Annotated in this window: 23 protein-coding genes and 1 tRNA gene; 15 read left to right on the forward strand and 9 right to left on the reverse strand. The window is 69.9% G+C overall.

All coding sequences use genetic code 11. The features are described 5' to 3' along the window. Positions 1-1473, forward strand: a complete 1473-nt coding sequence (locus BMW88_RS08455; protein WP_245777634.1) for a sensor histidine kinase — start codon at positions 1-3, stop codon at positions 1471-1473. Here the strand turns inward: BMW88_RS08455 and mgrA are convergent. Further along, positions 1470-2498: an L-glyceraldehyde 3-phosphate reductase gene (gene mgrA / locus BMW88_RS08460; protein ID WP_089950014.1), complete on the reverse strand. Its 1029-nt coding sequence runs from the start codon at positions 2496-2498 to the stop codon at positions 1470-1472. The genes BMW88_RS08455 and mgrA overlap by 4 nt on opposite strands. Positions 2499-2508: 10 nt before the next feature. Here mgrA and BMW88_RS08465 point away from each other — a divergent pair, with 10 nt between their 5' ends. Then, on the forward strand, positions 2509-4215 hold the full coding sequence (locus BMW88_RS08465) for a hypothetical protein (RefSeq protein ID WP_143116008.1): 1707 nt from the start codon (positions 2509-2511) through the stop codon (positions 4213-4215). Positions 4216-4276: 61 nt separating this feature from the next. Here BMW88_RS08465 and BMW88_RS08470 read toward each other — a convergent pair. Next, positions 4277-4349, reverse strand: a tRNA-Thr gene (locus BMW88_RS08470). Positions 4350-4524: 175 nt separating this feature from the next. Between BMW88_RS08470 and BMW88_RS08475 the strand changes: the two genes are divergently transcribed. The 3 genes from BMW88_RS08475 (at position 4525) to otsB (ending at position 10035) form a co-directional block, all read left to right on the forward strand. Beyond that, positions 4525-5955 (forward strand): threonine/serine exporter family protein, encoded by a 1431-nt coding sequence (locus BMW88_RS08475; RefSeq protein WP_089950276.1) that lies wholly within the window; start codon positions 4525-4527, stop codon positions 5953-5955. Between the two features lie 69 nt (positions 5956-6024). Further along, positions 6025-7458, forward strand: a complete 1434-nt coding sequence (locus BMW88_RS08480; RefSeq protein WP_089950016.1) for an alpha,alpha-trehalose-phosphate synthase (UDP-forming) — start codon at positions 6025-6027, stop codon at positions 7456-7458. A gap of 45 nt (positions 7459-7503) precedes the next feature. After that, complete coding sequence (otsB, locus tag BMW88_RS08485) at positions 7504-10035, forward strand: trehalose-phosphatase (RefSeq protein WP_089950017.1); 2532 nt, start codon at positions 7504-7506, stop codon at positions 10033-10035. 89 nt (positions 10036-10124) lie between these two features. Here otsB and BMW88_RS42685 read toward each other — a convergent pair whose 3' ends face one another. After that, positions 10125-10658 carry a hypothetical protein gene (locus BMW88_RS42685; protein ID WP_089950018.1) on the reverse strand — a complete coding sequence of 178 codons (534 nt, stop codon included), beginning with the start codon at positions 10656-10658 and terminating at the stop codon, positions 10125-10127. A 68-nt stretch (positions 10659-10726) separates the two neighbouring features. After that, complete coding sequence (gene radA, locus BMW88_RS08495; protein WP_089950019.1) at positions 10727-12109, reverse strand: DNA repair protein RadA; 1383 nt, start codon at positions 12107-12109, stop codon at positions 10727-10729. A 154-nt stretch (positions 12110-12263) separates the two neighbouring features. Here radA and BMW88_RS08500 point away from each other — a divergent pair, with 154 nt between their 5' ends. Further along, a complete protein-coding gene (locus tag BMW88_RS08500) occupies positions 12264-12704 on the forward strand; it encodes a hypothetical protein (protein WP_089950020.1) in 441 nt (146 codons plus the stop codon). Between the two features lie 458 nt (positions 12705-13162). On the opposite strand, the gene BMW88_RS08505 is transcribed toward BMW88_RS08500, so the two are convergent. Further along, positions 13163-13969, reverse strand: coding sequence for a copper chaperone PCu(A)C (locus BMW88_RS08505; protein WP_143116009.1), 807 nt, complete (start codon positions 13967-13969; stop codon positions 13163-13165). Between the two features lie 230 nt (positions 13970-14199). Here BMW88_RS08505 and BMW88_RS08510 point away from each other — a divergent pair, with 230 nt between their 5' ends. The 3 genes from BMW88_RS08510 (at position 14200) to ispF (ending at position 15919) form a co-directional block, all read left to right on the forward strand. Beyond that, on the forward strand, positions 14200-14688 hold the full coding sequence (locus BMW88_RS08510; RefSeq protein ID WP_065915127.1) for a CarD family transcriptional regulator: 489 nt from the start codon (positions 14200-14202) through the stop codon (positions 14686-14688). Between the two features lie 74 nt (positions 14689-14762). After that, complete coding sequence (gene ispD, locus BMW88_RS08515) at positions 14763-15455, forward strand: 2-C-methyl-D-erythritol 4-phosphate cytidylyltransferase (protein WP_089950022.1); 693 nt, start codon at positions 14763-14765, stop codon at positions 15453-15455. Next, a complete protein-coding gene (ispF, locus tag BMW88_RS08520; RefSeq protein ID WP_089950023.1) occupies positions 15452-15919 on the forward strand; it encodes a 2-C-methyl-D-erythritol 2,4-cyclodiphosphate synthase in 468 nt (155 codons plus the stop codon). Before ispD ends, ispF begins: the two co-directional genes overlap by 4 nt. 1 nt (position 15920) lies before the next feature. Here the strand turns inward: ispF and BMW88_RS08525 are convergent, their stop codons facing one another. Beyond that, on the reverse strand, positions 15921-16217 hold the full coding sequence (locus tag BMW88_RS08525) for a DUF6191 domain-containing protein (RefSeq protein ID WP_089950024.1): 297 nt from the start codon (positions 16215-16217) through the stop codon (positions 15921-15923). Positions 16218-16270: 53 nt separating this feature from the next. Here BMW88_RS08525 and BMW88_RS08530 point away from each other — a divergent pair, with 53 nt between their 5' ends. From BMW88_RS08530 to BMW88_RS08555, 6 genes are all read left to right on the forward strand, one after another. Next, on the forward strand, positions 16271-17218 hold the full coding sequence (locus BMW88_RS08530) for a toll/interleukin-1 receptor domain-containing protein (RefSeq protein WP_143116010.1): 948 nt from the start codon (positions 16271-16273) through the stop codon (positions 17216-17218). Positions 17219-17243: 25 nt separating this feature from the next. Further along, positions 17244-17867: an HAD family hydrolase gene (locus BMW88_RS08535; protein WP_089950026.1), complete on the forward strand. Its 624-nt coding sequence runs from the start codon at positions 17244-17246 to the stop codon at positions 17865-17867. Next, positions 17864-19258 carry a cysteine--tRNA ligase gene (gene cysS, locus BMW88_RS08540; RefSeq protein ID WP_089950027.1) on the forward strand — a complete coding sequence of 465 codons (1395 nt, stop codon included), beginning with the start codon at positions 17864-17866 and terminating at the stop codon, positions 19256-19258. The genes BMW88_RS08535 and cysS overlap by 4 nt, the downstream gene beginning before the upstream one ends. 5 nt (positions 19259-19263) lie before the next feature. Next, the gene (gene rlmB / locus BMW88_RS08545; protein WP_089950028.1) at positions 19264-20235 is read left to right on the forward strand and encodes a 23S rRNA (guanosine(2251)-2'-O)-methyltransferase RlmB; all 972 of its coding nucleotides are present in this window, start codon (positions 19264-19266) and stop codon (positions 20233-20235) included. Between the two features lie 570 nt (positions 20236-20805). Next, a complete protein-coding gene (locus tag BMW88_RS08550; RefSeq protein ID WP_089950029.1) occupies positions 20806-22029 on the forward strand; it encodes an MFS transporter in 1224 nt (407 codons plus the stop codon). Positions 22030-22348: 319 nt separating this feature from the next. Then, positions 22349-23707, forward strand: a complete 1359-nt coding sequence (locus BMW88_RS08555) for a GGDEF domain-containing protein (RefSeq protein ID WP_245777636.1) — start codon at positions 22349-22351, stop codon at positions 23705-23707. A gap of 60 nt (positions 23708-23767) precedes the next feature. Here the strand turns inward: BMW88_RS08555 and BMW88_RS08560 are convergent, their stop codons facing one another. Genes BMW88_RS08560 through BMW88_RS08570 form a run of 3 tightly spaced genes read right to left on the reverse strand, consistent with a single transcriptional unit; the run spans position 23768 to position 26297 of the window. After that, on the reverse strand, positions 23768-24583 hold the full coding sequence (locus tag BMW88_RS08560; protein ID WP_089950030.1) for a metal ABC transporter permease: 816 nt from the start codon (positions 24581-24583) through the stop codon (positions 23768-23770). Then, entirely contained in the window at positions 24580-25371 is a 792-nt protein-coding gene (locus BMW88_RS08565) for a metal ABC transporter ATP-binding protein (RefSeq protein ID WP_089950031.1), read from the reverse strand. The genes BMW88_RS08560 and BMW88_RS08565 overlap by 4 nt, the downstream gene beginning before the upstream one ends. Beyond that, positions 25368-26297 carry a metal ABC transporter solute-binding protein, Zn/Mn family gene (locus BMW88_RS08570; protein WP_089950032.1) on the reverse strand — a complete coding sequence of 310 codons (930 nt, stop codon included), beginning with the start codon at positions 26295-26297 and terminating at the stop codon, positions 25368-25370. Before BMW88_RS08570 ends, BMW88_RS08565 begins: the two co-directional genes overlap by 4 nt. Positions 26298-26395 lie beyond the last annotated feature (98 nt).

Genomic DNA, 26395 nt, shown 5'->3' on the forward strand with positions numbered 1-26395 from the left:
GTGAAGCTCGCGGTGAAACCCGTCGGCCAATGGCGGCTCGGGACCCGTCTCGCCCTGGCCCTGGGCGCGCTGGCGCTGACCGTGTTCGTGATCGTCGGCTGGGTCATGGTCACGTCGATGCAGACCTTCCTGGACCGCCGCCTCGACGACCAGATCGCGATCAGCCAGCAGGGCGCGGCCAAGGAGGTCGAGTACCACCTCAAGGTCAGCAAGCTCCCGCCCGACTGGTTCGCCGTCGTCTACAAGGTGGAGAACGGCGAGCTGCGCGCCCAGCCGGGCGACCAGCAGCCGGAGGACCGCGCGGAGTTCGACGCCATCGCGAGGAAGGCGTTGAACGGCGACACGTTCGAGACCGAGTACCTGCGCGGCGACGGCAAGTTCCGGCTGCGCGCGTGCGAGGTCAGGGAGAACGAGATCGTGCTGGTCAGCGCGGCTCCGATGAACGACAGGGACGGCACGATCTCGCAGCTCGTGACGGTCGGCGTGATCGCGTTCCTGGCCGCGCTCGTCACGTTGGTGGTGGGCGGCCAGGCACTGATCCGCAAGGGCATGCAACCGCTGTCGGACATGGCCGACACCGCGCATGACATCTCCTCGCAGGACCTGACGGACTCGGGCGATCTCGCCGTGCGGGTGGACGGGCGGGGCGGCGGCGTCGAGGTGGAGGAGCTGCGCGAGGCGTTCAACAAGATGCTCGCCCACATCGACTCCTCCTTGGCCGCCCGTACGGCCGCGGAGCAACGGCTCCGGCGGTTCATCGCCGACGCGTCGCACGAGCTGCGCACGCCGTTGACGTCGTTGCGCGGTTACGCGGACCTGTTCAAGTACGCGGCGGCGAACGAGCCGGGCGAACGCGAGAAGCACCTGGAGAAGCTCCGGTCGGAGGCGGCCAGGATGAGCGTGCTGCTCGACGACCTGCTGCTGCTGGCCCGCTTGGACTCCGCGGAGTCGGAGCCGCCGCTGCGCCAGGAGGAGCTGGACCTCGCCGTGGTCGCGGAGGCGGCGGCGGACGCGTTCCGGGCGGCCAGGCCGTCGCACGCGCTGGAGGTCGACGCCGACACGGTGCTGATGACCGCGGACGCGACCCGCCTGCGGCAGGTGCTCGACAACCTGCTGACCAACGCGGCCGTGCACACCCCGCCGGGAACCGCGGTGCGGGTGCGGGTGACCGCCGAGAACGGCTCGGCCGTGCTCAGGGTGAGCGACACCGGCCCCGGCATCCCGGAGGCGGACCAGGCGCGGATCTTCGACCGGTTCTACCGCGTGGACGACTCGCGGACCCGCCAGCGCGGTGGCAGCGGCCTCGGCCTCGCCGTGGTGCAGTCGCTCGTGCACGCGCACGGCGGCACGATCGAGCTGACCAGCCGCCCCTCCTCCACAACCTTCACCATCCGCCTCCCCCGCCTTGTGGGGAACGCGGGGCCCCCGCGTTCCCCACAAGGAAACGCGGGGCCCCCGCGTTCCCAGAACTAGTCGGCTTGGGAGCTTGGCGCCCACAGGTCGATGCCCGACTCGACGGCGTGCTGGTCGATCTCGGCGAGCTCGTCGTCGGTCAGCGGCGGCGCCTGCAGTGCCGCGAGGTTCTGCTCAAGCTGCTCCACCGACGACGCGCCGATCAACGCCGACGTGACGCGCGGGTCGCGGATCGTCCAAGTCAGCGCGAGCTGGGCGAGCGACTGGCCGCGCGACCGGGCGATCTCGTTCAACGCGCGGACGCGGGCGAGGTTCTCGTCGGTCAGCAGGTCGGTCGACAGCGACTTGCCCTGCGTCGCGCGCGAGCCCTCCGGGATGCCGTCGAGGTAGCGGTCGGTCAGCATGCCCTGCGCGAGCGGCGAGAACGCGATGCAGCCCGCCCCGACCTCCTCCAGGGTGTCGAGCAGCTCCGGCTCGATCCAGCGGTTCAGCATCGAGTACGACGGCTGGTGGATCAGCAAGGGCACACCGGCGCTCCTGAGCAGCTCGGCGGCCTCGCGGGTCTTCGCGGGCGAGTAGGACGAGACACCGGCGTAGAGCGCCTTGCCCTGCTGCACGGCGCTGACCAGCGCGCCCATCGTCTCCTCGAGCGGCGTCTCCGGGTCGAACCGGTGCGAGTAGAAGATGTCGACGTAGTCGAGGCCCATGCGGGTCAGCGACTGGTCGAGCGAGCTCAGCAGGTACTTGCGGCTGCCCCACTCCCCGTACGGGCCGGGCCACATGTCGTAGCCGGCTTTCGTCGAAATCACCAGCTCGTCGCGGTAGGGCCTGAGATCATCCTTGAGGATCCGCCCGAACGTGATCTCCGCCGAGCCGTAGGGCGGGCCGTAGTTGTTGGCGAGGTCGAAGTGCGTGACGCCGAGGTCGAACGCCCTGCGCGCGATGCCGCGGCCCAGCTCGTACGGCCGGTCGCCGCCGAAGTTGTGCCACAGGCCGAGGGAGATGGCCGGCAGCTTAAGACCGCTGCGGCCGGTCCGTCGGTACGTCATCTGGTCGTAGCGCGCGCTATCCGCGAGATAGGACATGGGGCCCACGATGTCACGTCCTGATGGGACAGAGCACGACCTGAGGCGCGCCGCCGAGGCGGGCGAGGTGCTGGACCTCTCGCGGCGCGGCGACAACGTGCTGCGCGCCGAGGCGATCCACGACCTGCTGCAGACGGGAGACCTCGGTCCGGTGGGGCTCCAGGTGTCCGGTGCGCGGATCACCGGTCAGCTCGCTCTCGACTTCTTCCAGTCCACGATGCCGTTGTTGCTGGATGACTGCCTTTTCGAGGAACCGCTGTCGCTGTTCCACACCGAACTGCCCGGGTTGTCGCTCGACGGCTCGACGATGCCCCGCGTCGACGCCGAAGGCCTGCGCACGAGCTACTTCGCCATGCGGAACGCCCGCTGCACCGGCGTTCTGGACCTGGACAACGTGAGGATCGACGGACCGCTGCTGCTCCAGGGGAGCAGCCTGGGAGGGCTCACCGGCGGCAGCATGAGGATCAGCCGCGACGTGTGGATGTCCGGCGTGTTCATCGCCGCGGAAGGGATCGGGTGCTGGCTCGACAGCTGCGAGATCGGCATCGACCTCATCCTCAACGACGCGGTCATCGACGCGGCCGGTACCGCGCTGCACCTCAACGGCGGGCAGATCGGCGGCGTGGTCGGGCTCCACCGCGCCTTCCTGCGGGCAGGAGGGGACGGCGACGCGCTGGCCTTCGTCGACGCGACGGCACGCGGGCTGAACGTGTCCGGCACCGTGCTGCGCAGCGATGCGGGAAACGCCCTGTGCGCCGACGGCGCTCACGTCCGCGCGGGCATCGGTCTCGCGGAGGACTTCGACGCCCTCGCGAACAGCGCGGACGCCACGATCCGGATCGTCAACGCGAAGGTGGGCGGCGCGCTCGTGATCGACGGGTCGGTCCGGAACCGGCGCGGCCAGGCGATCTCCGTCCACCGGGCGACCGTCGACGGCAACCTGCTGATCGGCGGGAAGCTCCTCGAAGCCACCGCACCCTCCTCCGCGCTGGAGGTGAGCGACACCGACGTCGGTGGCGAGGTGACCATCCGGCCGGAGAAGACCGTCAACCACGGTGAAGGGCTCACAATCGACCTGTTCAGCACGAGAGCGGGACGGGCGCTGCGGCTCGACGTGCCGAAGCTGGTCGAGAACACCGAGTTCGCCGCGACGGTGAACGGTCTGACCTATCCCGAGCCCCCGGACGACACCGACGCGTGGCTGACGATGCTGCGCGACCACACGTTCCGGTACGAGGCCCAGCCGTACCAGCAGCTCGCGGCGGTCCACCGCGCCGCCGGCCACGAGCACGCCGCCCGCAAGGTCCTCATCGCCCAGCAGGAGGACCTCCGGCACCGCGGCGACCCCGGCAACAAGCTGTGGCACTGGTTCCTCGGCGTCACGCTCGGCTACGGCTACCGGCCCTCCCGGGCCGTGGCCGGCCTGCTGGTGACGTTCCTGCTCGCGATCGGCCTGGTGTGGACGGCGGGCGAGCTCAACGGCCTGACCCCGGCGAAGGACCGCCCCGCCGACGCCTGCTCACCGGTGAACCGGATCAGTCTCGCGGCCGATCTCGCCATCCCGCTGGTGAAGCTCGGTGGCACACCGCGGTGCGAACTGGCGAACGGGGCCGCCGGGCAGTGGGCGACCGGGGCGGGCTGGGTCGTGCAGGTCCTCGGCTGGTCGTTCGCCACGCTGAGCGTCGCGGGCTTTACCGGGCTCGTTCGCAAAAGCTGACGAACCTTCATGTCCAAATGCAGCGAGGGCCCGCCCTGCTGGGCGAACCCCCGTTCACAAGAGCCGGCGAGGGGAATCGAACCCCTAACCTTTCGCTTACAAGGCGAGTGCTCTGCCAATTGAGCTACGCCGGCCTGGCTCGTGTTCGCGGACATCGTAAGCGTCCCTTGCGGGTGCTCCCTGCGGCGAACGGTCTGCTCTCAGTGTGATCGGATTGCTCCGACCGGAGCCGGACCAACCAACCGATGGATCACGGCGCCAACCAGGCCGCCCTGACCAGGTCAGGAGGGTAATCGACGGAACGTGATCATGTCCTCCTTTTCGGGTCGCTCGATCGGGGGTGGTCGACGCCACAGCAACTGCGGAAGTGCCCGTCACGATCGCACAACGGAGGTGCGCAAGATTTCAACGAACAACCTGCACGGCCCCTCGCTGCCCGACGACACCACTGTTCACCTGGTACTCGATCTGGCGCTCAGGATCGGTGAGGTCCAAATGGCCAGTGGCGCGGGCGCGGCCGATGTGACAGCGACGATTCTCTCCGTCACCGAGAGCTATGGACTTCCGCACACGGAAGTCGACGTGATCTACACCTCTATCAGCGTGTCGTGCCACCGGGGCACCGAAGCGCCGCCGGTCACCGCCGTGCGCGTGGTCCGGCAGCGCAGCCTCGACTACACCCGGCTCGCGGCCGTCGAGCACCTCGTGCGCAACCTCGGGCCGGTCGAGGAGGCGCACGCCCGCCTCGAGGCCATCACGACGGCCAAGCACCCCTACCCGCGCTGGGTCGCCACCGCCGCGTGGGCCGGGATGGCCGCCGCGGTCGCGTTCCTCGTCGGCGGTGGCCCGTCCCTCGCCGTCACCGCCGCCGTCGTCACCGCCGTGATCGACCGGGTCGGCAGGGTCCTGAACCGCCGTGCGCTGCCCTTCTTCTTCCAGCAGCTCGTCGGCGGTGCGCTCGCCACGGGTGCCGCGCTCACCGTCTACGCCACCGGCTTGCTGCCGGCCGTGCGCCCGAGCCTGCTGGTCGCCGTCAGCATCGTCGTGCTGCTGTCCGGGCTGGCCCTGGTCAGCACCGTCCAGGACGCGATCTCCGGCTACAACGTCACCGCCGCCGGCCGCACCGTGGAGACCGTGCTGCTCAGCGCGGGCCTGATCGCGGGCGTCGCGCTCGCCATCCGCACGGCGGTCCACTTCGGCCTGGAGATCCGGCTCAGCGACCCGCTGCCGCCGTTGATCTCCGCGGTGCCGATGCAGTTCGCGGCGGGTGCGGCGACCAGCGCGTTCTTCGCCCTCGCCTGCTACGCGCGGCCCCGCGCGCTGGTCGCCGCCGCCGTCTCCGGCGCGATCGGCACCGCCGCCTACGGCCTGGTGACCACCTTCGGCCTCGACCCCCTGCTCGGGTCGGCCGTCGCCGCCGCGATCACCGGCTTCGGCGGCGCCACGATGACCCGCCGGCTGCGCATCCCCACGCTCGTCGTCGTCCAGGCGGGGGTTGTCCCGCTGCTGCCGGGCTGGACCACCTACCGGGGGCTGTTCCAGCTCACGGCCGAGAGCGATCCGGCCGGGCTGAGCACGCTGGTCTTCGCGAGTGGCATTGCTCTCGCCCTGGCCGGAGGTGTCGTCTTCGGCGAATACCTGGCCCAGCCCGTGCGCACCGGACTGGGCCGTCTGGAGCGCAAGTTCGCAGGTCCACGCATGTCCGGGCCGCTCAAACCCACCAAGCGTCGGTTGGAGTGAACCTCCCTGTGACGGGGGTTACACGGCACGCCGACCGCACGGCCGCGCACTAGCCTCACAAATGTGAGCATGGACATTGGCGAGAACGGGGCGGAATTCGTGGTCGTGGCCAACCGGTTGCCGGTTGACCTGGAGCGCTTGCCCGACGGATCGGAACGGTGGAAGCACAGCCCCGGTGGGCTGGTCAGTGCGCTGGAGCCGTTCCTCCGCTCACACAGCGGCGCTTGGGTCGGCTGGCCCGGCGTGGCCGATGCCGACGTGGCGCCGTTCGAGGACGACGGCCTGCTGCTGCACCCCGTCGAGCTGTCGGCCAAAGAGGTCGAGGACTACTACGAGGGCTTCTCCAACGGCACGTTGTGGCCGCTCTACCACGACGTCGTGGCGCAGCCCGCGTTCCACCGGCACTGGTGGAACGCCTACGTGCGGGTCAACCAGCGGTTCGCCGACGCGACCGCGAAGGTGGCGGCGCAGGGCGCGACCGTGTGGGTGCAGGACTACCAGCTCCAGCTCGTCCCGGCGATGCTGCGCGAGCAGCGGCCCGATCTGAAGATCGGCTTCTTCCTGCACATCCCGTTCCCCCCGGTCGAGCTCTTCATGCAGCTCCCGTGGCGCACGGAGATCATCCGCGGCCTGCTCGGCGCCGACCTGGTCGGCTTCCACCGGCCCGGCGGCGCGCAGAACTTCCTCTGGCTGGCCCGCCGGCTCGTCGGCCTCGAGCCCAGCCGCGGCACCGTGGGTGTCAGGACCCGGCCAGGTGTGGTGCAGGTCGGCGACCGCACCGTGCGCGTCGGCGCGTTCCCCATCTCGATCGACAGCGCGGGCCTCGACGCGGTGGCCCGGCGCAAGGAGACGCAGGCCCGCGCGAAGCAGATTCGAGCGGACCTCGGCAACCCCAAGCGCATCCTGCTGGGCGTGGACCGCCTCGACTACACGAAGGGCATCGACGTCCGGATCCGCGCTCTCTACGAGCTGATCGCGGACGGACGCGTGGATCCCGAGGACGTCACGATGATCCAGCTCGCGACGCCCAGCCGCGAGCGCGTGGACCACTACAAGACGATGCGCCAGGACATCGAGCAGTCCGTCGGGCGCATCAACGGCGAGTTCGGGCGGGTCGGCAAACCCGTCGTGCACTACCTGCACCAGTCGGTGAACCGCGAGGAGCTGGTCGCGTTCATGAGCGCGGCCGACGTCATGGTCGTCACGCCCGTTCGGGACGGAATGAACCTCGTGTGCAAGGAGTACGTGGCCTGCCGATACGATCTTGGTGGAGCTCTGGTGCTCAGCGAGTTCGCCGGCGCTGCCGCAGAACTGACCAGTGCGTTCCTGGTGAACCCCCATGATCTGGACGGTGTCAAGAACGCATTGCAGGCCGCCCTCGACATCGATCCAGCAGAAGGCCGCCGTAGGATGCGCGCGCTGCGCCGCCAAGTCCTCACCCACGACGTTGACCGTTGGGCAAGGTCGTTCCTGGAGGCGTTGGGCACGCAGACCTCGGTCTGAATCTCTTCAGATCCCATTGACCCATCGAGTGCTCCAGGAGGGGCGTTGACCGCCGAGGCCCTCCCCGCCGACCTGCGTCGAGCCATCTGTCAGCTCGCCAGGACCCCGCGACTGCTGGTCGCCAGCGACTACGACGGAACACTCGCGCCGATCGTGAGCGACCCGGAGCAGGCTCGCCCGCTCCCGGAGTCGGTGAACGCGCTGCGTTCTCTCGCGAGCCTGCACGAGACCACCTCAGCCGTGATCTCCGGTCGTGCGCTGCGCGACCTCGCCACCCTGTCCCGCCTACCCGGCGAGGTCCACCTCGTCGGATCGCACGGATCCGAGTTCGACGTCGGCTTCGTCCACGCCCTCGACGCGGACGCCAAGGCGTTGCTGCGGCGCATCGAAGCCGAGCTGGAACAGATCGTCAACGGCCACGAGGGCGTGCACCTCGAGGTCAAGCCCGCTTCCGTCGCCGTGCACGTGCGCCGCGCCGCGAGCGAGGCCATCGGCGAGGCGGTGCTGTCGGCCGTGCGCTCCGGCCCGTGCACCTGGGAGGGTGTGCAGGTCACCGAGGGCAAGGCCGTCATCGAGCTCGCTGTCGTCGAGACCAACAAGGGCCAGGCGCTCGACATCCTGCGCCACCAGGTCGGCGCCACCGCGGCGATCTTCCTGGGCGACGACGTCACGGACGAGAAGGCGTTCGCCCGCCTGCACGGTCCCGACCTGGGCATCCGGGTCGGCGCCGGCGAGTCGCTCGCCCAGCACTACGTGAACGACCCCGCCGACGTGGCGACGGTGCTCGCGTTCCTGCTGGAGGAGCGCCGCGCGTGGCTGCACGGCGACCAGGCCGTGCCGATCGAGCGGCTGACCATGCTCGCGAACGAGCGGTCCGTGGCCCTGGTGACGCCCGACGCCAAGGTCAACTGGCTGTGCCACCCGGAACCGGACTCGGCGGCGATCTTCGCCGACCTGCTGGGCGGTCCGGCCGCCGGCCACTTCTCGATCAAGCCGGAGCACGGGTCGCTGCCGCTGGGCCAGCGCTACCTGCCGGGCACGATGATCGTGGAGACCCGCTGGTCGCGGCTCCTGGTGACCGACTACCTGGAGCACGACCTCGCGTCGCACCGCACGGACCTCGTCCGGCGGATCTCCGGTTCCACGAACGCGGTGATCACGTTCGCGCCGCGGCCGGAGTTCGGCCAGGTGCCGGTGCGGTTCCTCCGCGAGCGCGAGGGCCTGCGGGTCGTGGGCACCTCGGACCCGATGGTGCTGCGTTCGCCCGGTGTCGACTGGGAGATCACCTCGGACGGCGTGCAGGAGACCGCACGCGCCGTGGTCCGCCCGCGTGAGGGCGCGCCGGTGCTGCTGGAGCTGCGCTGCGGCACCGACGACATCTCCGAGAACCCCCTGGCCGAGTCCGTCCGCCGCGACCGCGCGGCGGGCTACTGGTCGGACTGGGCGGCGGGGCTGAAGCTCCCGACCGTGCAGACGGACCTGGTGCTGCGCTCGGCGCTGACGCTGCGCGGGCTCGTGCACAAGGAGTCCGGCTCCATCATGGCGGCGGCCACCACGTCGCTGCCGGAGGAGCTCGGCGGCGTCCGCAACTGGGACTACCGCTACTGCTGGCTGCGCGACGGCGCGATGACCGCCGCCGCGCTGGTGTCGGTGGGCTCCTACGCGGAGGCCGACGGCTTCCTGAAGTGGCTGCACGGCGTCCTGGAGACCATCCCCGGCCCGGAGCGCCTGCACCCGCTGTACACGCTGCACGGCACCCAGCTCGGCGCCGAGGCCGTCATCGACACGCTCCCCGGCTACGCGGGCTCGCGTCCGGTGCGCGTGGGCAACCTCGCCAACCAGCAGGTGCAGCTCGACGTGTTCGGCCCGGTCGTCGACCTGGTCGTCCAGCTCTCGTCGGCCCGCGGTTCGCTCTCCGACGCCGACTGGAAGATGGTCCGGGCGATGGCCGAGGCCGTCTCCCGCCGCTGGCACGAACCCGACCACGGCATCTGGGAGGAGCGGCACGCGCCGCGCCACCACGTGTACTCCAAGGTCATGTGCTGGCTGACCATCGACCGCGCGATCAAGCTCGGCGAGCAGTTCGGCCGCGAGCTGGACCCCTCGTGGGTGCCGCTGCGCGACACGATCGCCACGGACGTGCTGAAGAACGGCTGGAACGACGAGGTCCAGTCGTTCACCACGGCCTACGACGGCGACGACCTGGACGCCGCGTCGTTGTTCGTGGGCCTGTCCGGCCTGATCGACCCCACCGACGAGCGCTTCCAGTCGACGGTGACGGCCATCGAGGCCGAGCTGAGGTCCGGCTCGACCGTGTACCGCTACCACCGCGACGACGGCCTGCCGGGCGACGAGGGCGGCTTCCACCTGTGCGCGGCGTGGATGATCGAGGCCTACCTGCTCACCGGCCGGCGCACCGAGGCCGAGGAGCTGTTCGCCCAGATGGTGGACGCGGCCGGCCCCACCGGCCTGCTGCCGGAGGAGTACGACCCGATCGCCGAGCGCTCGCTGGGCAACCACCCGCAGGCGTACTCGCACCTGGGCCTGATCCGCTGTGCCCAGCTGCTCTCGCAGTGATCCGGAGCAGTGATCTGAAGCAGTGACCTGAGCGGGTGTCGTCACGGTCGTGGCGGCACCCGCTCAGGTGTTCTCCCGGGCCGCAGTGCTCACGGCCGCGGCGGCACCTTCTCGATGATCTTCGCCGTCCCCGGCGACCTCCCCTGCAACGCGATCACGTCGCCCTTGCGCAGGTGCGCCCACGCCGGCGGCACGAACGGCCGCAACCGCGCCGTCGCCCGTTCCCCCGGCCCCAGCACCGGCTTGGACTCGATCCACAGCGCCGCCAGCCGCCGCTCACCGGCCGTCAGGTCCCAGGTCGGCCGTTCTCCCCTGGCCTGCACCGGCTCCGCGTCCAGCGCCAGCGTCAGCTCCACCCGCAGCAGGCCCTGGATCGACTCCACGCACCGCCACTGGTACCAGGCCTCGTCGGCACCCAGCTGCACGGCCGCCTCCGCCAGCAGGGCCCAGTAGCGCGGTGTCTGCCAGGTGTTGCCGTCGAACTCGCCGAGCAGGTCGAGCACCAGCTCCCACTCCTCGTGGTCGAGGTGGTCGAGCACGTCCTCGCTCTGCACCTCCGCCGGCACCAAAGCCGCGGCGAACCGCAACAGCTCACCGATCTCGCCGTCGTGGCTCCCCAACACGCGCGTATTCGATCACAGCCGCCCCGCGCGCCACGGCCCGTCCCCGGCGCACCGCGACGCCGGGCGGCTCAGTCGTCGTCCGCCTTGCCGGCCCGCCGCCGGTTCAGGCCGAGCACGTCCAGCGCCGACACCAGGTCGTTCGCGACCAGCGCCCGCACCCCGTCCGGCAGCGGTCCGTGGTCCGGCGGCACCAGCGCCTTCTTGAACCCCAGCCGCGCCGCCTCCGAGAGCCGCTTGCCCACGCCGTTGACCCGCCTGATCTCGCCGGCGAGCCCCACCTCGCCCAGCACCACCAGATCGGCGGGCAGCGCGATCTCGCGCTCCGCCGAGGCGACCGCCAGCACCACGGCGAGGTCGGCGGCGGGTTCGACCAGGCGCATGCCGCCCACGGTCGCGGTGAAGACGTCCTTCTGGAACAGGTTGACCTTGCCGCGCTTCTCCAGCACCGCGAGCGCCATCGAGATCCGCGCGGAGTCGAGGCCGCTGACGGCACGCCGGGGCGCGGGCAGGTTCGTCTTGGCCACCAGCGCCTGCACCTCGCCGAGCATCGGCCGCTTGCCCTCGACGATCACCGTCACGCAGGTGCCCTCGACGGCCTTCTCCCGGCGCGTGAGGAACAGCCCGGACGGGTCCGGCACACCGACGATGCCGTCGTCGCGCAGCTCGAAGCAGCCCACCTCGTCCGCGGCTCCGTAGCGGTTCTTGATGCCGCGCAGCAGCCGCAGGCTCGAGTGGCGATCGCCCTCGAACTGCAGCACCACGTCGACGAGGTGCTCCAGAACCCGCGGTCCCGCGACGGATCCGTCCTTCGTGACGTGGCCGACCAGCACGACGGGCAGCCCGCGTTCCTTGGCCATCGCGATCAGTCCGGACGCGACGGTCCGCACCTGCGTGACACCGCCGGGCACCCCGTCGACGCTCATCGTCGACATGGTCTGCACGGAGTCGACGATCAGCATCGACGGCTTCACGTGGTCGACCTGGCCGAGCAACGCGCTGAGCTCGCTCTCGGCGGCCAGGTACATCTCGGGGTGGAGGTTGCCGGTGCGCTCCGCGCGCAGCCGCACCTGGCCCGCGGACTCCTCGCCCGTGACGTACAGGCACCGGCCGTGGCTCTCCGCCCAGCGGTGCGCGGTCTCCAGCAGCAGCGTCGACTTGCCGACGCCGGGCTCGCCCGCCAGCAGCACGACGGCCCCCGGCACCAGACCGCCGCCGAGCACCCGGTCGAACTCGCTGACGCCCGTGGAGAGCGCCCGCGCCGACTCGATGTCGACCTCGCCGATGGGCCTCGCCGCCGACGTCGGCGCGCCCGCCACCACGCGGGTCACCGACGCGGCGCCGCGTTCCTCGATGCTGCCCCAGGCCTGGCACTCGGGGCAGCGGCCGAACCACTTCGCCACCTCGTGCCCGCACTCGGCACACCGGAAGATCGGCCGCGCTGTCTTCGCCACGGACCGAACGGTAGAGCACGCCACCGACAGAAACGCGCACCGCAGGTCAGAGGCCGTCCAGAAGAAAGTTCCAAGATTTTCCGGGCGGCTTGTCGATCCGCGGTGACGCCCGTTCGACGCATCAGTGGAAGGACACAACAGCCTGGAGGACACAGTGACCACCACCGCCACCACCGCGACGCAGACCAAGACCCGCAAGTTCGCCGTCGGCCGCTACGCCACCATCGTCACCCGCGTGCTGACCGGCCTGCTCTTCGCCACCACCGGCCTGAACGGCTTCCTGATGTTCATGCCCGCCCCCGACCCGAGCACGATGGCTCCCGAGGGCGTGGCGTTCAACACCGCCCTGTACGCCACCGGCTACATGGTGCAGCTCATGTCCGGCGTCCAGCTCGTCTCCGGCCTGCTGCTGGTCGCCGGCCGGTTCGTGCCGCTGGCCCTCGCGCTGCTCGCCCCGGTGGTCGTGAACATCTTCCTGTTCCACGTCTTCCTGGAGCCGAGCGGCATGGTGATGGCGCTGCTCGTCGTCGCCGCCGAGATCGGTCTCGCGTGGGCCTACCGCGACCGGTTCCGCCCGATGCTCAAGGCCTCCTGACCCCTGGCACACGAAAACGCCGCCCCGGTGAGGGAGCGGCGTTTCGTGCTTCCACGAATCCGGCCCGGCACCGACTCGCCGTCTGCGGACCAGCACCGAAGGCACGAAAAACGCCACCCCGCTGAGGGAGCGGCATTGCGTGCTTCACGAGCCCGGCCCGGCACCGACTCGCCGTCTGCGGACCAGCACCGAAGGCACGAAAAACGCCACCCCGCTGAGGGAGCGGCATTGCCTGCTTCGCGAATCCGGCCCGGCACCGACTCGCCGCTGCGGACCAGCGACGACGGCACGAAAAACGCCGCCCCGGCGAGGGGGCGGCGTCGCGTGCTCTTGCGAGTCCGTGTCGGTCGTCCGGTCACCTCTTCGGGTCAACCGCCGCAGGCGATTCGGCCCGAAGCGGTGGCCGGACGACCGACCAAGAACGGACTCGCCGCCGCTGCGAAGCAGCGGCCAAAAATTCAGTGACCGCCGGACTCGTGGTTCTCGCTGACGCGCTTGTGGTCGGACGGCGCCACCGGCACCTCCAGCGTCAGGGAGCCGGCCTTCTCGAACAGGAACGTGATCTTGACCGTCTGCGCGGCCACCACGTCGCGGTTCAGCTTCTTCAGCGTGCAGCGGATCTGCAGCACCTCGAGCGACTGGCCGTGCGCGGCCGACGACGAGGTCGGCGACACCGAGGACGACCTGGCGGCGGAGGACGGCGCACCCGACGACGGGGCACCCGAGGACGGGGCACCCGAGGACGACGGCGCACCCGAGGTCGGCGTGACCGACGAGGACGACGGCGCACCCGAGGACGACGGCGAGACCGACGACGACGGGGCGACGGACGACGACGGCGCGTTCGACGACGACAGCGCGACGGAGGACGAAGGCGTGGAGGTCTTCGTCGGCGCGTGCGAGGCGTCGTACTCGGCCCGCAGCGCGTACTGCGCCGGGATGTCCTTCGAGCCGGCGACCTCGGCCTCCGCCTCGGCCGCCTCCGACTTGATGGACAGCAGCTTGTCCGGGGTCGTGCCCGTGTTGGCGATGACGAACGTCAGCGGCGCGTCCTCACCGTCGTGGTAGCGGTTGCCGTCCGGCGGGAACGCCAGCATGGCGTTGCGCACCGCGATCGGGCCGGCGTTGCCGCTCGCACCGTCGACGGCGGCGACCTGGGTGTCGGTCTGGGTGACCTGACCGGCGCTGCAGCCGACCGCCACCAGGCCGAGGCCCGCGGCCAGCGCTGCCGTCGCGATCAACCGGCGAGACACTCCTGAGTTCACGGCTCCAGCGTCCTTCCTAGGGAACAACCACCAGGCAAAGAGCCTAACCGGGACCCGGAAAGCGGACGCGACGTGGTGCCAATCGATCTTGACAAGCCCGTACGTTGCACGCGAACAGGTGGTTTGTCAACCCCCCGCGCGGCCCTGACCAGCACTAACGGATCATCGAGCGGCGTTCGAGGCCTTGCCGGGCGTGTTAGGATGGAGGAAGCGAAAGGGGCAGAGGACACATGGTTTTCAAGGTCGGAGAGACCGTCGTCTACCCGCACCACGGTGCCGCTCTCATCGAAGCAATCGAGACCCGCGTGATCAAGGGCGAGGAGAAGAAGTACCTCGTTCTCAAGGTGGCGCAGGGCGACCTCACCGTTCGGGTTCCCGCTGACAACGCCGAGATCGTCGGCGTGCGCGACGTTGTCGGCCAGGAAGGGCTCGACCGGGTCTTCGAGGTCTTGCGCGCTCCCCACACCGAGGAGCCGACCAACTGGTCTCGGCGGTACAAGGCCAACCTTGAGAAGCTCGCCTCCGGCGACGTGAACAAGGTTGCGGAAGTGGTGCGCGACCTCTGGCGGCGCGAGAAGGATCGCGGGTTGTCCGCCGGCGAGAAGCGGATGCTGGCGAAGGCGCGGCAGATACTGGTCAGCGAGCTGGCGCTGGCCGAGGGCACCGACGAGGACAAGGCCGAGGTCCTCCTCGACGAAGTTCTCGCCACCGCGTCGTAGTTTTCATCGATCAAAAACACAGTGACACCGCACGACGTGACACTGCAAAACCACGCACCGGATGACGCCGCACGATGAGTGTTGTCGCGCTCGTTCCTGCGGCAGGGCGGGGTGAGCGTCTGGGCTACGGGATGCCCAAGGCGCTCGTGCCGGTCAACGGCGTACCGCTGTTGACGCGTGCCGTTCGAGGCCTGTTCGCGTCAGGCCAGGTTCAGCACGTCGTCATCGCTGCTCCACCATCCGATGTGGATCTTGTGCACACCGCAACCGCCTCGCTGGCCCCGGCCGGCGGGGCGGTGCACGTGCTTTCAGGGGGCGCGGAGCGCACCGACTCGGTGCGCCTCGCCCTCGACCACGCTCTCCGCGTGATCCCGGACACCTCCATCGTGCTGGTGCACGACGCCGCTCGCGCGTTCACACCTCCCGAGGTGATCGCCGACGTCGTGGCCGCTGTGCGCGACGGGCACGACGCCGTCATACCGGTGCTCCCCGTGGCCGACACGATCAAGCAGGTGGACGAGGTCGGAGTAGTCGTCTCCACACCTGACCGGGCCGCTCTGCGGGTCGTCCAGACCCCGCAGGGTTTTCGCGCCGAGACTCTCAGAGCCGCCTATCACTCCGGTATCGCCGCGACTGATGACGCTGGTCTTGTGGAGAAGAACGGTGTCGCGGTCCACACAGTTCCCGGGCACGCGCACGCCATGAAAATCACCACCCCGTTCGATCTCGCGGTCGCGGCGGCACTTCTCAGCGGAGGCCAGCAGTGAGGATCGGCCAGGGCGTCGACGTCCACCCGATCGAGGCAGGTCGCGAGTGCTGGGTCGCCGGCCTGCTGTGGGAGGGCGTCGACGGGTGCGCAGGTCACTCCGACGGCGACGTGGCCTCGCACGCGCTGTGCGACGCCCTGCTGTCCGCTGCCGGTCTCGGCGACCTCGGCGCGGTCTTCGGCACGTCCGATCCGCGCTGGTCGGGAGCGCACGGGGTGGTCCTGCTCACGGAAGTGCGCCGTCTCGTCGAAGAGGCCGGCTACCGTGTGGGAAACGCCACAGTCCAGGTCATCGGCAACCAGCCGCGCGTCGGCAAGCGCCGGGACGAAGCCCAGAAAACGCTTTCCGACGCGGTGGGCGGTCCCGTCTCCGTGGCGGGGACGACGACGGACGGGCTCGGCCTGACCGGCCGCGGCGAGGGCATCGCCGCCATCGCCACGGCACTGCTGCTCACCGCGAGCTGAGTCAGTCCGGCAGCCGCGGTGCGGGCACCTTCAGCACGGCGGTGCCGGCGTCGAGGTCCACCCGGCTGCGCGGTGGCGCGCCGTCCCCCTCCTCGTCGCGAAGCTGCCGTTCCTCCTCGCGGTACTCCAGCTCGTCGCGCTTGCCCGCCTCGAACGTCGCACCCAGCTCACCCAGGCCGGCCGCGGCCATCGGCGTGCCCTTCTTCCCCCGCCGCACGAACCGCTCGACCACCGCCAGGACGAACAGCGCCACCACCAGAGCGGGCAGCGACATCGCGAAGAGGAACCCCAGGCTCATAACTGGACAACTCCCCCACGGGGAGTGTGGTTCCCGCCACTACCATCAGCACGGTGACCAAGTACGACGTCTGCCTGTCGTTCGCCGGCGAGAACCGCGACTACGTGAGCGAGGTGGCTGGGCACCTCGGTGACATGGGCCTGCGCTACTTCTACGACAACGACGCGCAGCACGAGCTCTGGGGCGAGGAGCTCACCGAGTACCTGGACAAGGTCTACCGCGAGGACTCGCGGTTCTGCGTGATGTTCGTGTCGGAGCACTACGTGCGCAAGATCTGGACGATCCACGAGCGCCGCTCCGCGCTGTCCCGCGGCCTGACCGACCCCCACCGGCCGTACGTCCTGCCCGCCCGGTTCGACGACACCGACGTTCCCGGCGTGCGACCCAGCACCGGCTACCTGGACCTGCGGCGCTTCACCCCGTACCAGCTCGCCGAGATGATCGCGAAGAAGGCCGGCGTCGACCCGGGGCCGCCGAAACCGGGCTGGGAGTACAAGGCGTTCGCGGACGCCCTGGGCCAGAGCATCCGCGCGCTGGAGGAGAAGAAGCTCAACCACGAGATGGGCTTCGCCGACACCGTGCGCACGTTCGGCACCGACACCGAGTCGCTCGACTACTTCACCGCGCGCACCCGCAAGTTCGACGACATCGTCAACGCCGTCGCGGACGTGCTCTCGCCGCAGAAGCAGCAGTGGGCGTTCGGTCCCTCCGGTCAGGCAGGCAACTCCGACAAGATCCGCCTGCTCGCGAACCGGTTCGCCAAGAGCTACGAGGACCTGCTCGACTGGGCCGCCGACCTGCGCGGCACGACGACCCCCGACCGCCTGCGCCCGCTCTACGACGCCGCCGCGCGGCTCGCCGACCAGCCGTTGCGGCGGATCGAGGAGTTCGCCGAGCACTTCGCCACCGCCGCCCGGCGCGGCGCCGGTGAGCTGGAGCTGACGCTCGACTACGACACCTCCGAGGTGGAGGCCGAGCTCAAAAAGGTCCAGACCACGTAGCGCATCGGCACGTAGAGTCGGCGGGGTGACGATCCGCGCTGCGCTCTTCGACTTCTCCGGCACGCTCTTCCGGCTCGAGCACCCCGAGCTGGAGTCCAACGCGGCTCTGATGCGTGCGCTCACCGCGCCGGTCGGCCTGGCCGAGGGCGTCGACCCCGACCTCGCCGACGCCTGGCACCGGCGCGACCTCGACGCGGACGTGCACCGCTGGGTGCACGTCAAGGTGCTCAACGACGCGCTGGTGCCGGACGCGGAGGCGTTCTACGACCAACTCGTCGACCCCGAGTCCTGGCAGCCCTACCCCGACACCAGGGCCGCGCTGGAGCACCTCGCCGGCGTTCCCGTGGCGGTCGTCAGCAACATCGCCTGGGACATCCGCGCCGTGTTCGCCAAGCACGGCCTCACCCACCTGGTGGACGAGTTCGTCCTCTCCTACGAGGAGGGCGTGATCAAGCCGGACCCCAAGATCTTCACCACGGCCTGCGAACGGCTGGGTGTGGACCCCCGCGAGGCCGTGATGGTCGGGGACAGCGAGGAGGCGGACGGCGGCGCGGAGGCCATCGGCTGCTCCTTCCGGCTCGTCAACCCGGTTCCGACGAGTGACCGCCCGGACGCGCTGCTGGATGTGGCCCGTACCATTCCTGTGTGAGCCTCCACATCTACGACTCGGCGAGCCGGTCCATGCGGGAGTTCCACCCGCAGGTCAACGGAACGGCGTCGATCTACGTGTGTGGGGCGACCGTGCAGGGCGTCCCGCACATCGGGCACGTCCGCAGCGGCCTGAACTTCGACGTCCTCCGCCGCTGGCTCGCCCGCGACGGCGCCGACGTCACGCTGGTCCGCAACGTCACCGACATCGACGACAAGATCCTCACCAAGGCCGCCGACCACGGCAGGCCCTGGTGGGAGTGGGCGTACACGCACGAGCGCGCCTTCGACGACGCCTACGACGTGCTCGGCTGCCTGCCGCCGTCGTACTCGCCGCGCGCCACGGGCCACATCACGCAGATGGTCGAGCTGATGCAGCGGCTGATCGACAAGGGCCACGCCTACGACGTGGACGGCGACGTCTACTTCGACGTGCGCTCGTTCCCCGAGTACGGCGCGCTGTCCGGTCGCAGGATCGAGGACCAGCAGCAGGGTGAGACCGAGGTCCGCGGCAAGCGCGACCCCCGCGACTTCACGCTGTGGAAGGCCGCCAAGCCCGGCGAGCCGTCCTGGCCCACGCCGTGGGGCAACGGCAGGCCCGGCTGGCACCTCGAGTGCTCCGCGATGGCCACGACGTACCTCGGCAGCACGTTCGACATCCACGGCGGCGGGCTCGACCTGATCTTCCCGCACCACGAGAACGAGCAGGCCCAGTCGCGCGCGGCCGGCGACGGCTTCGCGAACTACTGGATGCACAACTACTGGGTGACGTTCGCGGGCGAGAAGATGTCCAAGTCGCTCGACAACACGGTCTCCATCCCGGCGATGCTGGAGCAGGTCCGCGCGCAGGAGCTGCGGTACTACCTGGTCGCGCCGCACTACCGCTCGCACATCGAGTACTCCGAAGAGGCGTTGCAGGAGGCGGTGACGTCCTACGGGCGCATCGAGTCGTTCCTGCGCCGCGTCGCCGAGCGCGTGGGACCGATCGAGCTCCGGGGCGACATGTGCCCGGACTTCGTCGTCGCGATGGACAACGACCTGAGCACGCCCCAGGCCGTGGCGGCACTGCACAACAAGGTGCGCCAGGGCAACACCGCACTCGCCGACGGCGACCACGACGCGGCGCGTGCGGCCGCCGAGTGCGTGCGCCGGATGGCCGACATCCTCGGCGTCGACCCGTTGTCGCCGAAGTGGAACGACCAGTCGCCTGCCGACCTCGGCATGCGGCAGGCGTTGACCACGCTGGTGGATCGACTGCTCGTCGAGCGCCAGGAAGCCCGCAAGAGCAGGGACTTCGCGCGTTCTGACGCTTTGCGCGACCAGCTGCACGACGCGGGCATCGCCGTCGAGGACACCCCCGACGGTCCGCAGTGGACTTTGAAGGACGACTGACTCCCGTGGCTGGCAACTCCAAGCGCAAGGGCGCGATGCGCAATCCGGGCTCGAAGAAGGGCGCGGTCGTCGGTTCCGGCGGGCAGAAGTCCAAGGGTCTGCAGGGCAAGGGTCCGACCCCCAAGGCGTCGGAACGCCCGAACCACCCCGCGTACAAGCGGGCCAAGGTGGCCGCGAAGACCGAGGCCGTGAAGACGCAGCGGCGCCAGAAGACCGACAAGGCGCAGGCCGAGACCGTGGCGGGCCGCAACCCCGTCGTGGAGTGCCTGCGCGCGGGCACGCCGGCGACGGCGCTGTACGTGGCGCTGGGCATCGACGCGGACGACCGCGTGGCCGAGGCCGTGCGCCTGGCCGCCGACCGGGGCATCTCCGTGCTGGAGGTGGCCCGCGGCGAGCTCGACCGGATCACCGGCGGCGCGATGCACCAGGGCCTCGGCCTGCAGGTGCCGCCGTTCGAGTACGCCTCACCCGACGAGCTGCTGGAACTAACTCAGCGTGCCGGTGAGCCGCCGTTGCTGGTGGCCCTGGACGGCGTGACGGACCCGCGCAACCTGGGTGCCGTCGTGCGGTCCGCCGCCGCGTTCGGTGCGCACGGCGTGGTGCTGCCGCAGCGGCGCAGCGCGTCGATGACGGCGGTGGCGTGGCGCACCAGCGCGGGAACGGCGGCCAAGCTGCCGATCGCGATGGCCACGAACCTCACCCGGACGCTGCGCGACTGGGCGGAGGCCGGCCTGATGATCGTCGGCCTGGACGCGGACGGCGACGTGGACGTGGACGGTCTCGAACTGGCGACGAGCCCGCTCGTCGTGGTCGTGGGGTCGGAAGGCCGCGGTCTCGGCCGTCTGGTCAAGGAGACGTGCGACCAGACCGTGTCGATCCCGATGGCGGCGGGCGTCGAGTCGCTCAACGCCTCCGTGGCGGCCGGAGTCGTGCTCGCCGAGGTCGCGCGGCGCCGCCGGATCGTCGCCAAGGGCTGACCGCTCTCCTGACGTTATCCGCTAGTTCGTGACGCTAAACGCCGTCATTCGTCGACGTTAGTGATCGTTTTCCTGCCCGCTGAACCGGTTTCGTTCCGCGGGCGGGGAAACGGCGTCGAGCCCTCTTGCCAACCACTTGCGAGTGACCGCGACGACAAACGGCGTGGTCTATTCCGCGTCGGTCCCGAGCGCGAGGTACGGTCGTTCCGGTGCTATTTGTCGGTTGTGCCGGGCAGGAGTCGGCGCCGGGTTGCACCGCTCGGCGCAGCGGTCGACACCCGTTCGGCATCAACTGACACGTGGCGTGACCATTTGGGGTCCAATCAGGCGACCCCAGGTCAACTGTGAAGAAGATCAGCTCTACGTTTCGCTATTGTAACTACTTTAGGTAACCGGCCTGCTCCGTTTAGGTACACACTGTGGTAGGACAGACGTTGAACGGTCAGGCAGCTTCTACCGTGATTGTCGATAGGAATTGATTACCACCGGCGGGGGCGACGTGACTCGGCGTAGAGCGAATCAGGACCTGCTGATTCGCCGCGCCCGGGACGCGGCACGCCGAGGGCACGCATGACCACCCGCGGAGCCCTCCGCGAGCTCCTGGGTTTGCGCGAGTTCCGCGCCATGTGGATCGGCTCGACCGCTTCGACCGCAGGTGACCAACTCGCGGCAGTCGCATTGTCACTGCTCGTGTACGAACGGACACAATCCGCTGCCTGGACCGCGCTGACGTGGTCGCTGACGCTCTTCCCGCCGCTGATTTCGGGTCCGTTGCTCGGCTGGGTCGCCGACCGCTTCCCGCGACGCACGGTAATGGTGACGACGGCGTGGCTGCAGGCGGTGCTGATGGCCGTGATGGCCATTCCGGGCATGCCGCTGTGGGCGATGATCGTGCTGCTCGTGGTGGTGCTGGCGATCTCCTCGCCGTACCTCGCAGCACAGGAGGCGAGCCTCCCTCACGTGCTTCCGCCTCAACGCTATGACGACGGTGTAGCCCTCTTCGGCACGTCCGTCGACATAGCGCAGATGGCGGGCCTCGCCGCCGCCGGTTTTCTCGTCACCCACACCAGCCCGGGCGTGGCGCTGGGGATCAACGCGGCCACGTTCGTGCTCTTGGCGATCTTGGTGCAGACGTCGGTGGAGCACCGTCCCGCCGCGGATCCGCTGGGCCGCAAGAAGAAGGACGACGAACCACGCGGCGCGCTGACGCTGATGGTGGCCGAGCCGAGGCTGAGGACGCTGCTGGGCGTCCGGATGCTCGCGGGCCTCGCGATGGTCCCCGAAGGGCTCGCGGTACCGCTGGCGGCGAGCCTGAACGCGGTGTGGGCGGTGGGCCTGATCCTCGCCATCGAACCCGCGGCGAACGTGCTGGGCGTAGCGCTGCTCTTCCGCCTCGTCCGCGATCCGGCGAAGCGGGAACGGCTGATCGGACCGCTCGCGATCCTGTCCCTCGCGCCGTTGATCTTGTTCGCCCTCGATCCGAACCTGACCTGGACCATCGTTTTGTTGGTCATTGCCGGTATAGGCGGGGCTTATCACACACCCGCTCGTTCGGCGTGGATGAGGCTGCTACCCGACCAGTACCGCGGAAGGGCTTATGGCATTGGCCGCGCGGCGTTGCGCTCGAGCCAGGGCGGAGGAATGGCCCTGGCCGGTGTCGTCGCCCATTCGATCGGATCGGTGACGGCCACGATCGCGGGAGCGGGCGGTATCGGACTGCTGCTGGCGACCCACGCCACCTTCGCCTGGCGACGCGCTCGCGGTCGCAGCGGCACGAAGGCGGTGGCAATCTGAAACAGAACGGTCACCAATAGCGATATCCGTTGCAGAGGTACCAGGATGATCGGGATGCATGATTGAAGTTCGGTCGAGGAGAGGCGGCGCTCAGAAGTCACGGTTGCGCATGGAAGACACCTCCTCGTTGCGACGAGCAGCAGCGCGGTAGGTCTACGACCTGGTCAGCGGCGGCTTAGCTCATGAAGTGTCATGAGCGTAGGGGGTCGTGGTGAAGAACAGTTTGACTGATCGCAGGCGATCGCGTGCACTCGGCTTGACTCCGATTCGCAACTGGGACCTTTGGACCGTTGCGCCCAGTGCGATCGCATACTTTTTCGTGCTCGAAGCAGCCGTCGCGGCAGCCTCCGTCTGGCTCCTGACGAAGCTCACTTCGATCTCGCCGTCCGACTGGCTGCGCTTCGGCGCGCTCATCGCCGCGATCACCGTTCACCTGACCGTCGTCCGCAGAGCGGAGGAGGCCCGCCGCAACGAGGCCTCCGGCCCCCACATCGACCTGACGTCGGTCTGGACCTTCGCGGCGGCCGTGGCCCTCCCCGGCGGCCTGGCGGTGATAGCCACGATCTGGATGCGCATCCTGATCCAGCCCATCGCCCGCCGCCAGCCGTACCGCTTCGTCTTCGGCACGGCCTCGATGCTGGCCTCGACCCTCCTGTCGTGGGCACTGGTCCACCTCTCGGGCGTCTCCCTGGCCGCCACCGGCCACGTCCCCACGGACCTGGGCCTGGTCCTGGTCCTCGCCATCGCCGCGGTCCTCTACTGGTTCGTCCAGGTGATGACGGTCGCCGTCGCCTTCAAGATCGTGACCCCGAACTCGAAGGTGCTCGACTTCCTGGGCTCCAAGGTCGACAACATGCTGGAGATGAGCACCCTCGGCGCCGGCGCCATGCTCGGCATGCTCATGACGAGCCACTGGGTGGGCCCGCTGCTCCTGGTCGTCCCGGTGATCCTCGTGAACGCCCTGCTCTCCCGCGCGGGAGAGCGCCGGACCCACCTGGAACGCCTGCTGCGAGAACAGGAACAACTGCACCAACGCCTCGCGGCCGACGCCCACACCGACTACCGGACGGGCCTGCTGAACACCAACGGCCTGGCCGAGTACGCGGGCCGCCTGGCAGAGCGCTGCCGCCTGGACGGCGAACCGATGACCGTCCTGGTGATCGACCTGGACCACTTCAAGCGCATCAACGACACGTGGGGCCACCCGGCGGGCAACGCGGTCCTGGCCGAGGTGGGCCGCATCCTCCGCGAGAAGCTCCGCCCCGGCGACGTGGCGGGCCGGGACGGCGGCGAGGAGTTCGTCGTGGCCCTCAAGGACACCCCGGTGGCCCAAGGCGTGACCATCGCCGAACGCATCCGCGAGGCCATCGGCTCCCTGGCGGTCCCGACGACCGACAAGCACCGCAACGTCGTGACCCTCTACGGCCGCGAGATCCAGCCCCCGGAACCCGAGGGGGAAACGCTGCAGGCGATCTCCGCCTCGATCGGCGTGGCCGTGATCCCCGACAACGGCCCGGACATGGCGATGGCCCAGCACTCGGCGGACGCGGCCCTCTACAAGGCCAAGGAAAGCGGCCGCAACCAGGTGCGGGTGGCAGGCCTGGACATCCCACCGCGCCTGATGCCTGCCCCCCGCCAGGACGACGTGACCAAGCCGATCACGTCCCGCTCGGCCTGAGGCGCTCACGCACAGCCGAAGCAACCGGTACGACGCCACACGCCCACGCGGACGTGGCCCTCAGGCGGCTCGCCGCTGAACCGCCCCGACCCCCCGGCAGACCAGGTAGATCACAAAGCTCACAGCCGTGACCAGAGCGGAAACCGGCAACCCGGGCTGGAGCGACAACAGGATCCCCCCGAGCGCCGCCACCTCGGCGAACACCACCGACAGCACGGTCGCCCGAACAGGCGAAGCGGTGACCCGCATCGCGGCAGCGGCCGGCGTGATCATCAGCGCCAGCACCAGCAACGCCCCGACGACCTGCACCGACAGCGCGGTGGCCACCCCGACCAGCACCGCGAACACGATCGAGAGCCCGCGCACCGGGACTCCGCGGGCCACGGCCACGTCCGGGTCCACCGATGCGAAGAACAACGGCCGGTAGATGAACGCCAGCACGACCAGCACGGCCACGGACGACACCACGAGCAGCCGGAGGTCGGTCGAGTCGACGCCGACGATCTGCCCGACCAGGAGCCCGAACTTGTTGCCGGACCTGCCCTTGTAGAGCGCGAGGAAGAGGATCCCCATGCCGAGGCCGAACGCGAGGATCGCCCCGATCACCGAGTCGCGGTCGCTCTCCCGGCGCGACAGCACGCCGAGCAGCACCGCGGCGATGATCGACCCGGCGAGGGCGCCGTAGCCGACGCCGATGCCGAGCAGCAGCGCCGCCGCGCCGCCGGTGAACGCGAGCTCGCTGGTGCCGTGCACCGCGAACGCCATCTTGCGGGTCACGATGAACGGGCCGAGGGCGCCGGCGACGAGGCCGAGCACCGCCGCCGTGATCAGCGCGGTCTGCACGAAGCCGAGCTCGAGCAGGTCGAAGAACGTCACGACGCCGCTCCGGAGGTCAGGTGGTGCGTCTGCTCTTCGCAGGCGCCCGCCCCGACGACGAGGATCTGGTCCCGCACCCGGACGACCTCGACCGGCGTCCGGTACAGCTCGGACAACGTCGAGGAGTTCATGACCTCTTCCGGTGTGCCGACCCGGAACCGGCCGCCGACGAGGTACAGGACCCGGTCGACCAGCGGCAGCACCGGGTTCAGCTCGTGCGTGACGAACAGGACCGCCGTGTCGGCCTCACGCCGCCGCTTGTCGATCAGCTCCGACACCACCCGCTGGTTCGCGAGGTCCAGCGACAGCAACGGCTCGTCGCACAGCATCACCGTCGGGTCGCCGACCAGCGCCTGGGCGACCCGCAGCCGCTGCTGCTCCCCGCCGGACAGCAGCCCGATCGGCGCGTCGGCGTACCGGGTGGCCCCCACGGACTCGATGGCCGCGTCGACCCGGATGCGGCGCTCGCGGCGGTTGCGGAACCCGAGCCCCCACCGGTAGCCGTCGGGGCCGAGACCGACCAGGTCCCGGCCCCGCAACGTCATGGACTGGTCGAGCGCTCGCTGCTGCGGGATGTAGCCGATGGCCCGGTTGCCGCCGGCGACCGAGACCGTGCCCGACGACAGGGGCTGCAGTCCCAGCAGCACCCTCATCAGGCTGGTCTTGCCGGAGCCGTTCGGTCCGAGGACCGCGAGGAACTCGCCCGGCTCGACATCGAGGTCGAGGGAGTCCCACAGCACGCGGTCCCCGTAGGACAGCCGGGCCCCGCGCAGCGAGATCGCGGTCATGCCTTGAGCGCCTGCGACAGCGCGTCCACCTGCTTGCTCATCCAGTCAAGGTAGCTGGTCACGCCCTCGGGCAGCGTCTCGGTGACGGCGACGACGGGCACCCCGGCGGCCTTGGCCTTCTCGACGAGCTGCTTGGTGACCTGGTTCTCGGTCTGGGTGTTGTTGACAAGCACGTTCACCTGCTTGCCCTCGACCAGCCGGTTCATCTCGGCGAGCGCGGCGGCGGGCACGTCCGACTCCTCCTCGATCGCCTTGCTGAACGCCTCGGGCGTGGCGTCGGCGGCGCCGGTCTCGTCGACGAGGTAGTGCGCGATCGGCTCGGTCGCGGCGACCTTCTTGCCGGTGCCGGCCCCCTCGACCTTCTTCTCCAGCTCCTCCAGCGCGGCGGTGAACTGCTGGGTGTTGCTCTCGAACGTGGTCTTCTTGTCCGGTGCGAGGGCGCCCAGCTCGTTCGCGGCCGCCTCGGCCACCGCGCGCACGGTGTGCAGGTCGTACCAGACGTGCTCGTTCACGCTGTGGTCGTGGCCGTCGGCGTCGGGCGCGGCCGACTCCGTCTCGCCCTCGTGGCTGTGCTCCCGCAGCGGGAACGCCTCGATCTTCTTGGTCGCGTCGCTGGTGATCAGCTTGGCGAAGAAGTCGTCGTAGCCGCCGCCGTTGAACACGACCAGCTTGGCGTCCTTGACCAGCGCGGCGTCCGCGGGCTTGCTCTCGTAGGAGTGCGGGTCGGCGCTCGGGTCGTCGAGCAGTGCCTTGACCTCGACGGCGTCGCCGCCGACGGCCTTGACGACGCTGCCCCACACGTTCGTGGAGGCCACGACCTGGATCTTCCCGTTGTCGGAAGACGGCGTGGTCGTGCCGCAGGCCGCCAGGCTCGCGACCGCCAGAGCGCCGACCAGAGCGCCGACCAGAGCGTTGCGGAGAGTCATCACGCTGTCCCTCGATCAGGTAATGGAAACCGTTGTCGAGTTCAGTTTACGACACGGAAAAGCCCCCGGCGGTCACGCCGGGGGCTTTCACGTGTGAC

The sequence above is a fragment of the Lentzea xinjiangensis genome, assembly GCF_900110955.1.
GTDB lineage: Bacteria > Actinomycetota > Actinomycetes > Mycobacteriales > Pseudonocardiaceae > Lentzea > Lentzea xinjiangensis.

Bases quoted from the DNA above. Each gene is read 5' to 3' on its own strand.
- BMW88_RS08525 (WP_089950024.1), bottom strand. From the start codon at position 16,217: ATGAGCCTGGGGTTCCTCTTCGCGATGTCGCTGCCCGCTCTGGTGGTG.
- BMW88_RS08475 (WP_089950276.1), top strand. From the start codon at position 4,525: ATGTCCTCCTTTTCGGGTCGCTCGATCGGGGGTGGTCGACGCCACAGC.
- BMW88_RS08565 (WP_089950031.1), bottom strand. From the start codon at position 25,371: ATGACCGCGATCTCGCTGCGCGGGGCCCGGCTGTCCTACGGGGACCGC.
- BMW88_RS08480 (WP_089950016.1), top strand. From the start codon at position 6,025: ATGGACATTGGCGAGAACGGGGCGGAATTCGTGGTCGTGGCCAACCGG.
- mgrA (WP_089950014.1), bottom strand. From the start codon at position 2,498: ATGTCCTATCTCGCGGATAGCGCGCGCTACGACCAGATGACGTACCGA.
- BMW88_RS08570 (WP_089950032.1), bottom strand. From the start codon at position 26,297: ATGACTCTCCGCAACGCTCTGGTCGGCGCTCTGGTCGGCGCTCTGGCG.
- BMW88_RS08550 (WP_089950029.1), top strand. From the start codon at position 20,806: ATGACCACCCGCGGAGCCCTCCGCGAGCTCCTGGGTTTGCGCGAGTTC.
- BMW88_RS08510 (WP_065915127.1), top strand. From the start codon at position 14,200: ATGGTTTTCAAGGTCGGAGAGACCGTCGTCTACCCGCACCACGGTGCC.
- ispD (WP_089950022.1), top strand. From the start codon at position 14,763: ATGAGTGTTGTCGCGCTCGTTCCTGCGGCAGGGCGGGGTGAGCGTCTG.
- BMW88_RS08465 (WP_143116008.1), top strand. From the start codon at position 2,509: ATGTCACGTCCTGATGGGACAGAGCACGACCTGAGGCGCGCCGCCGAG.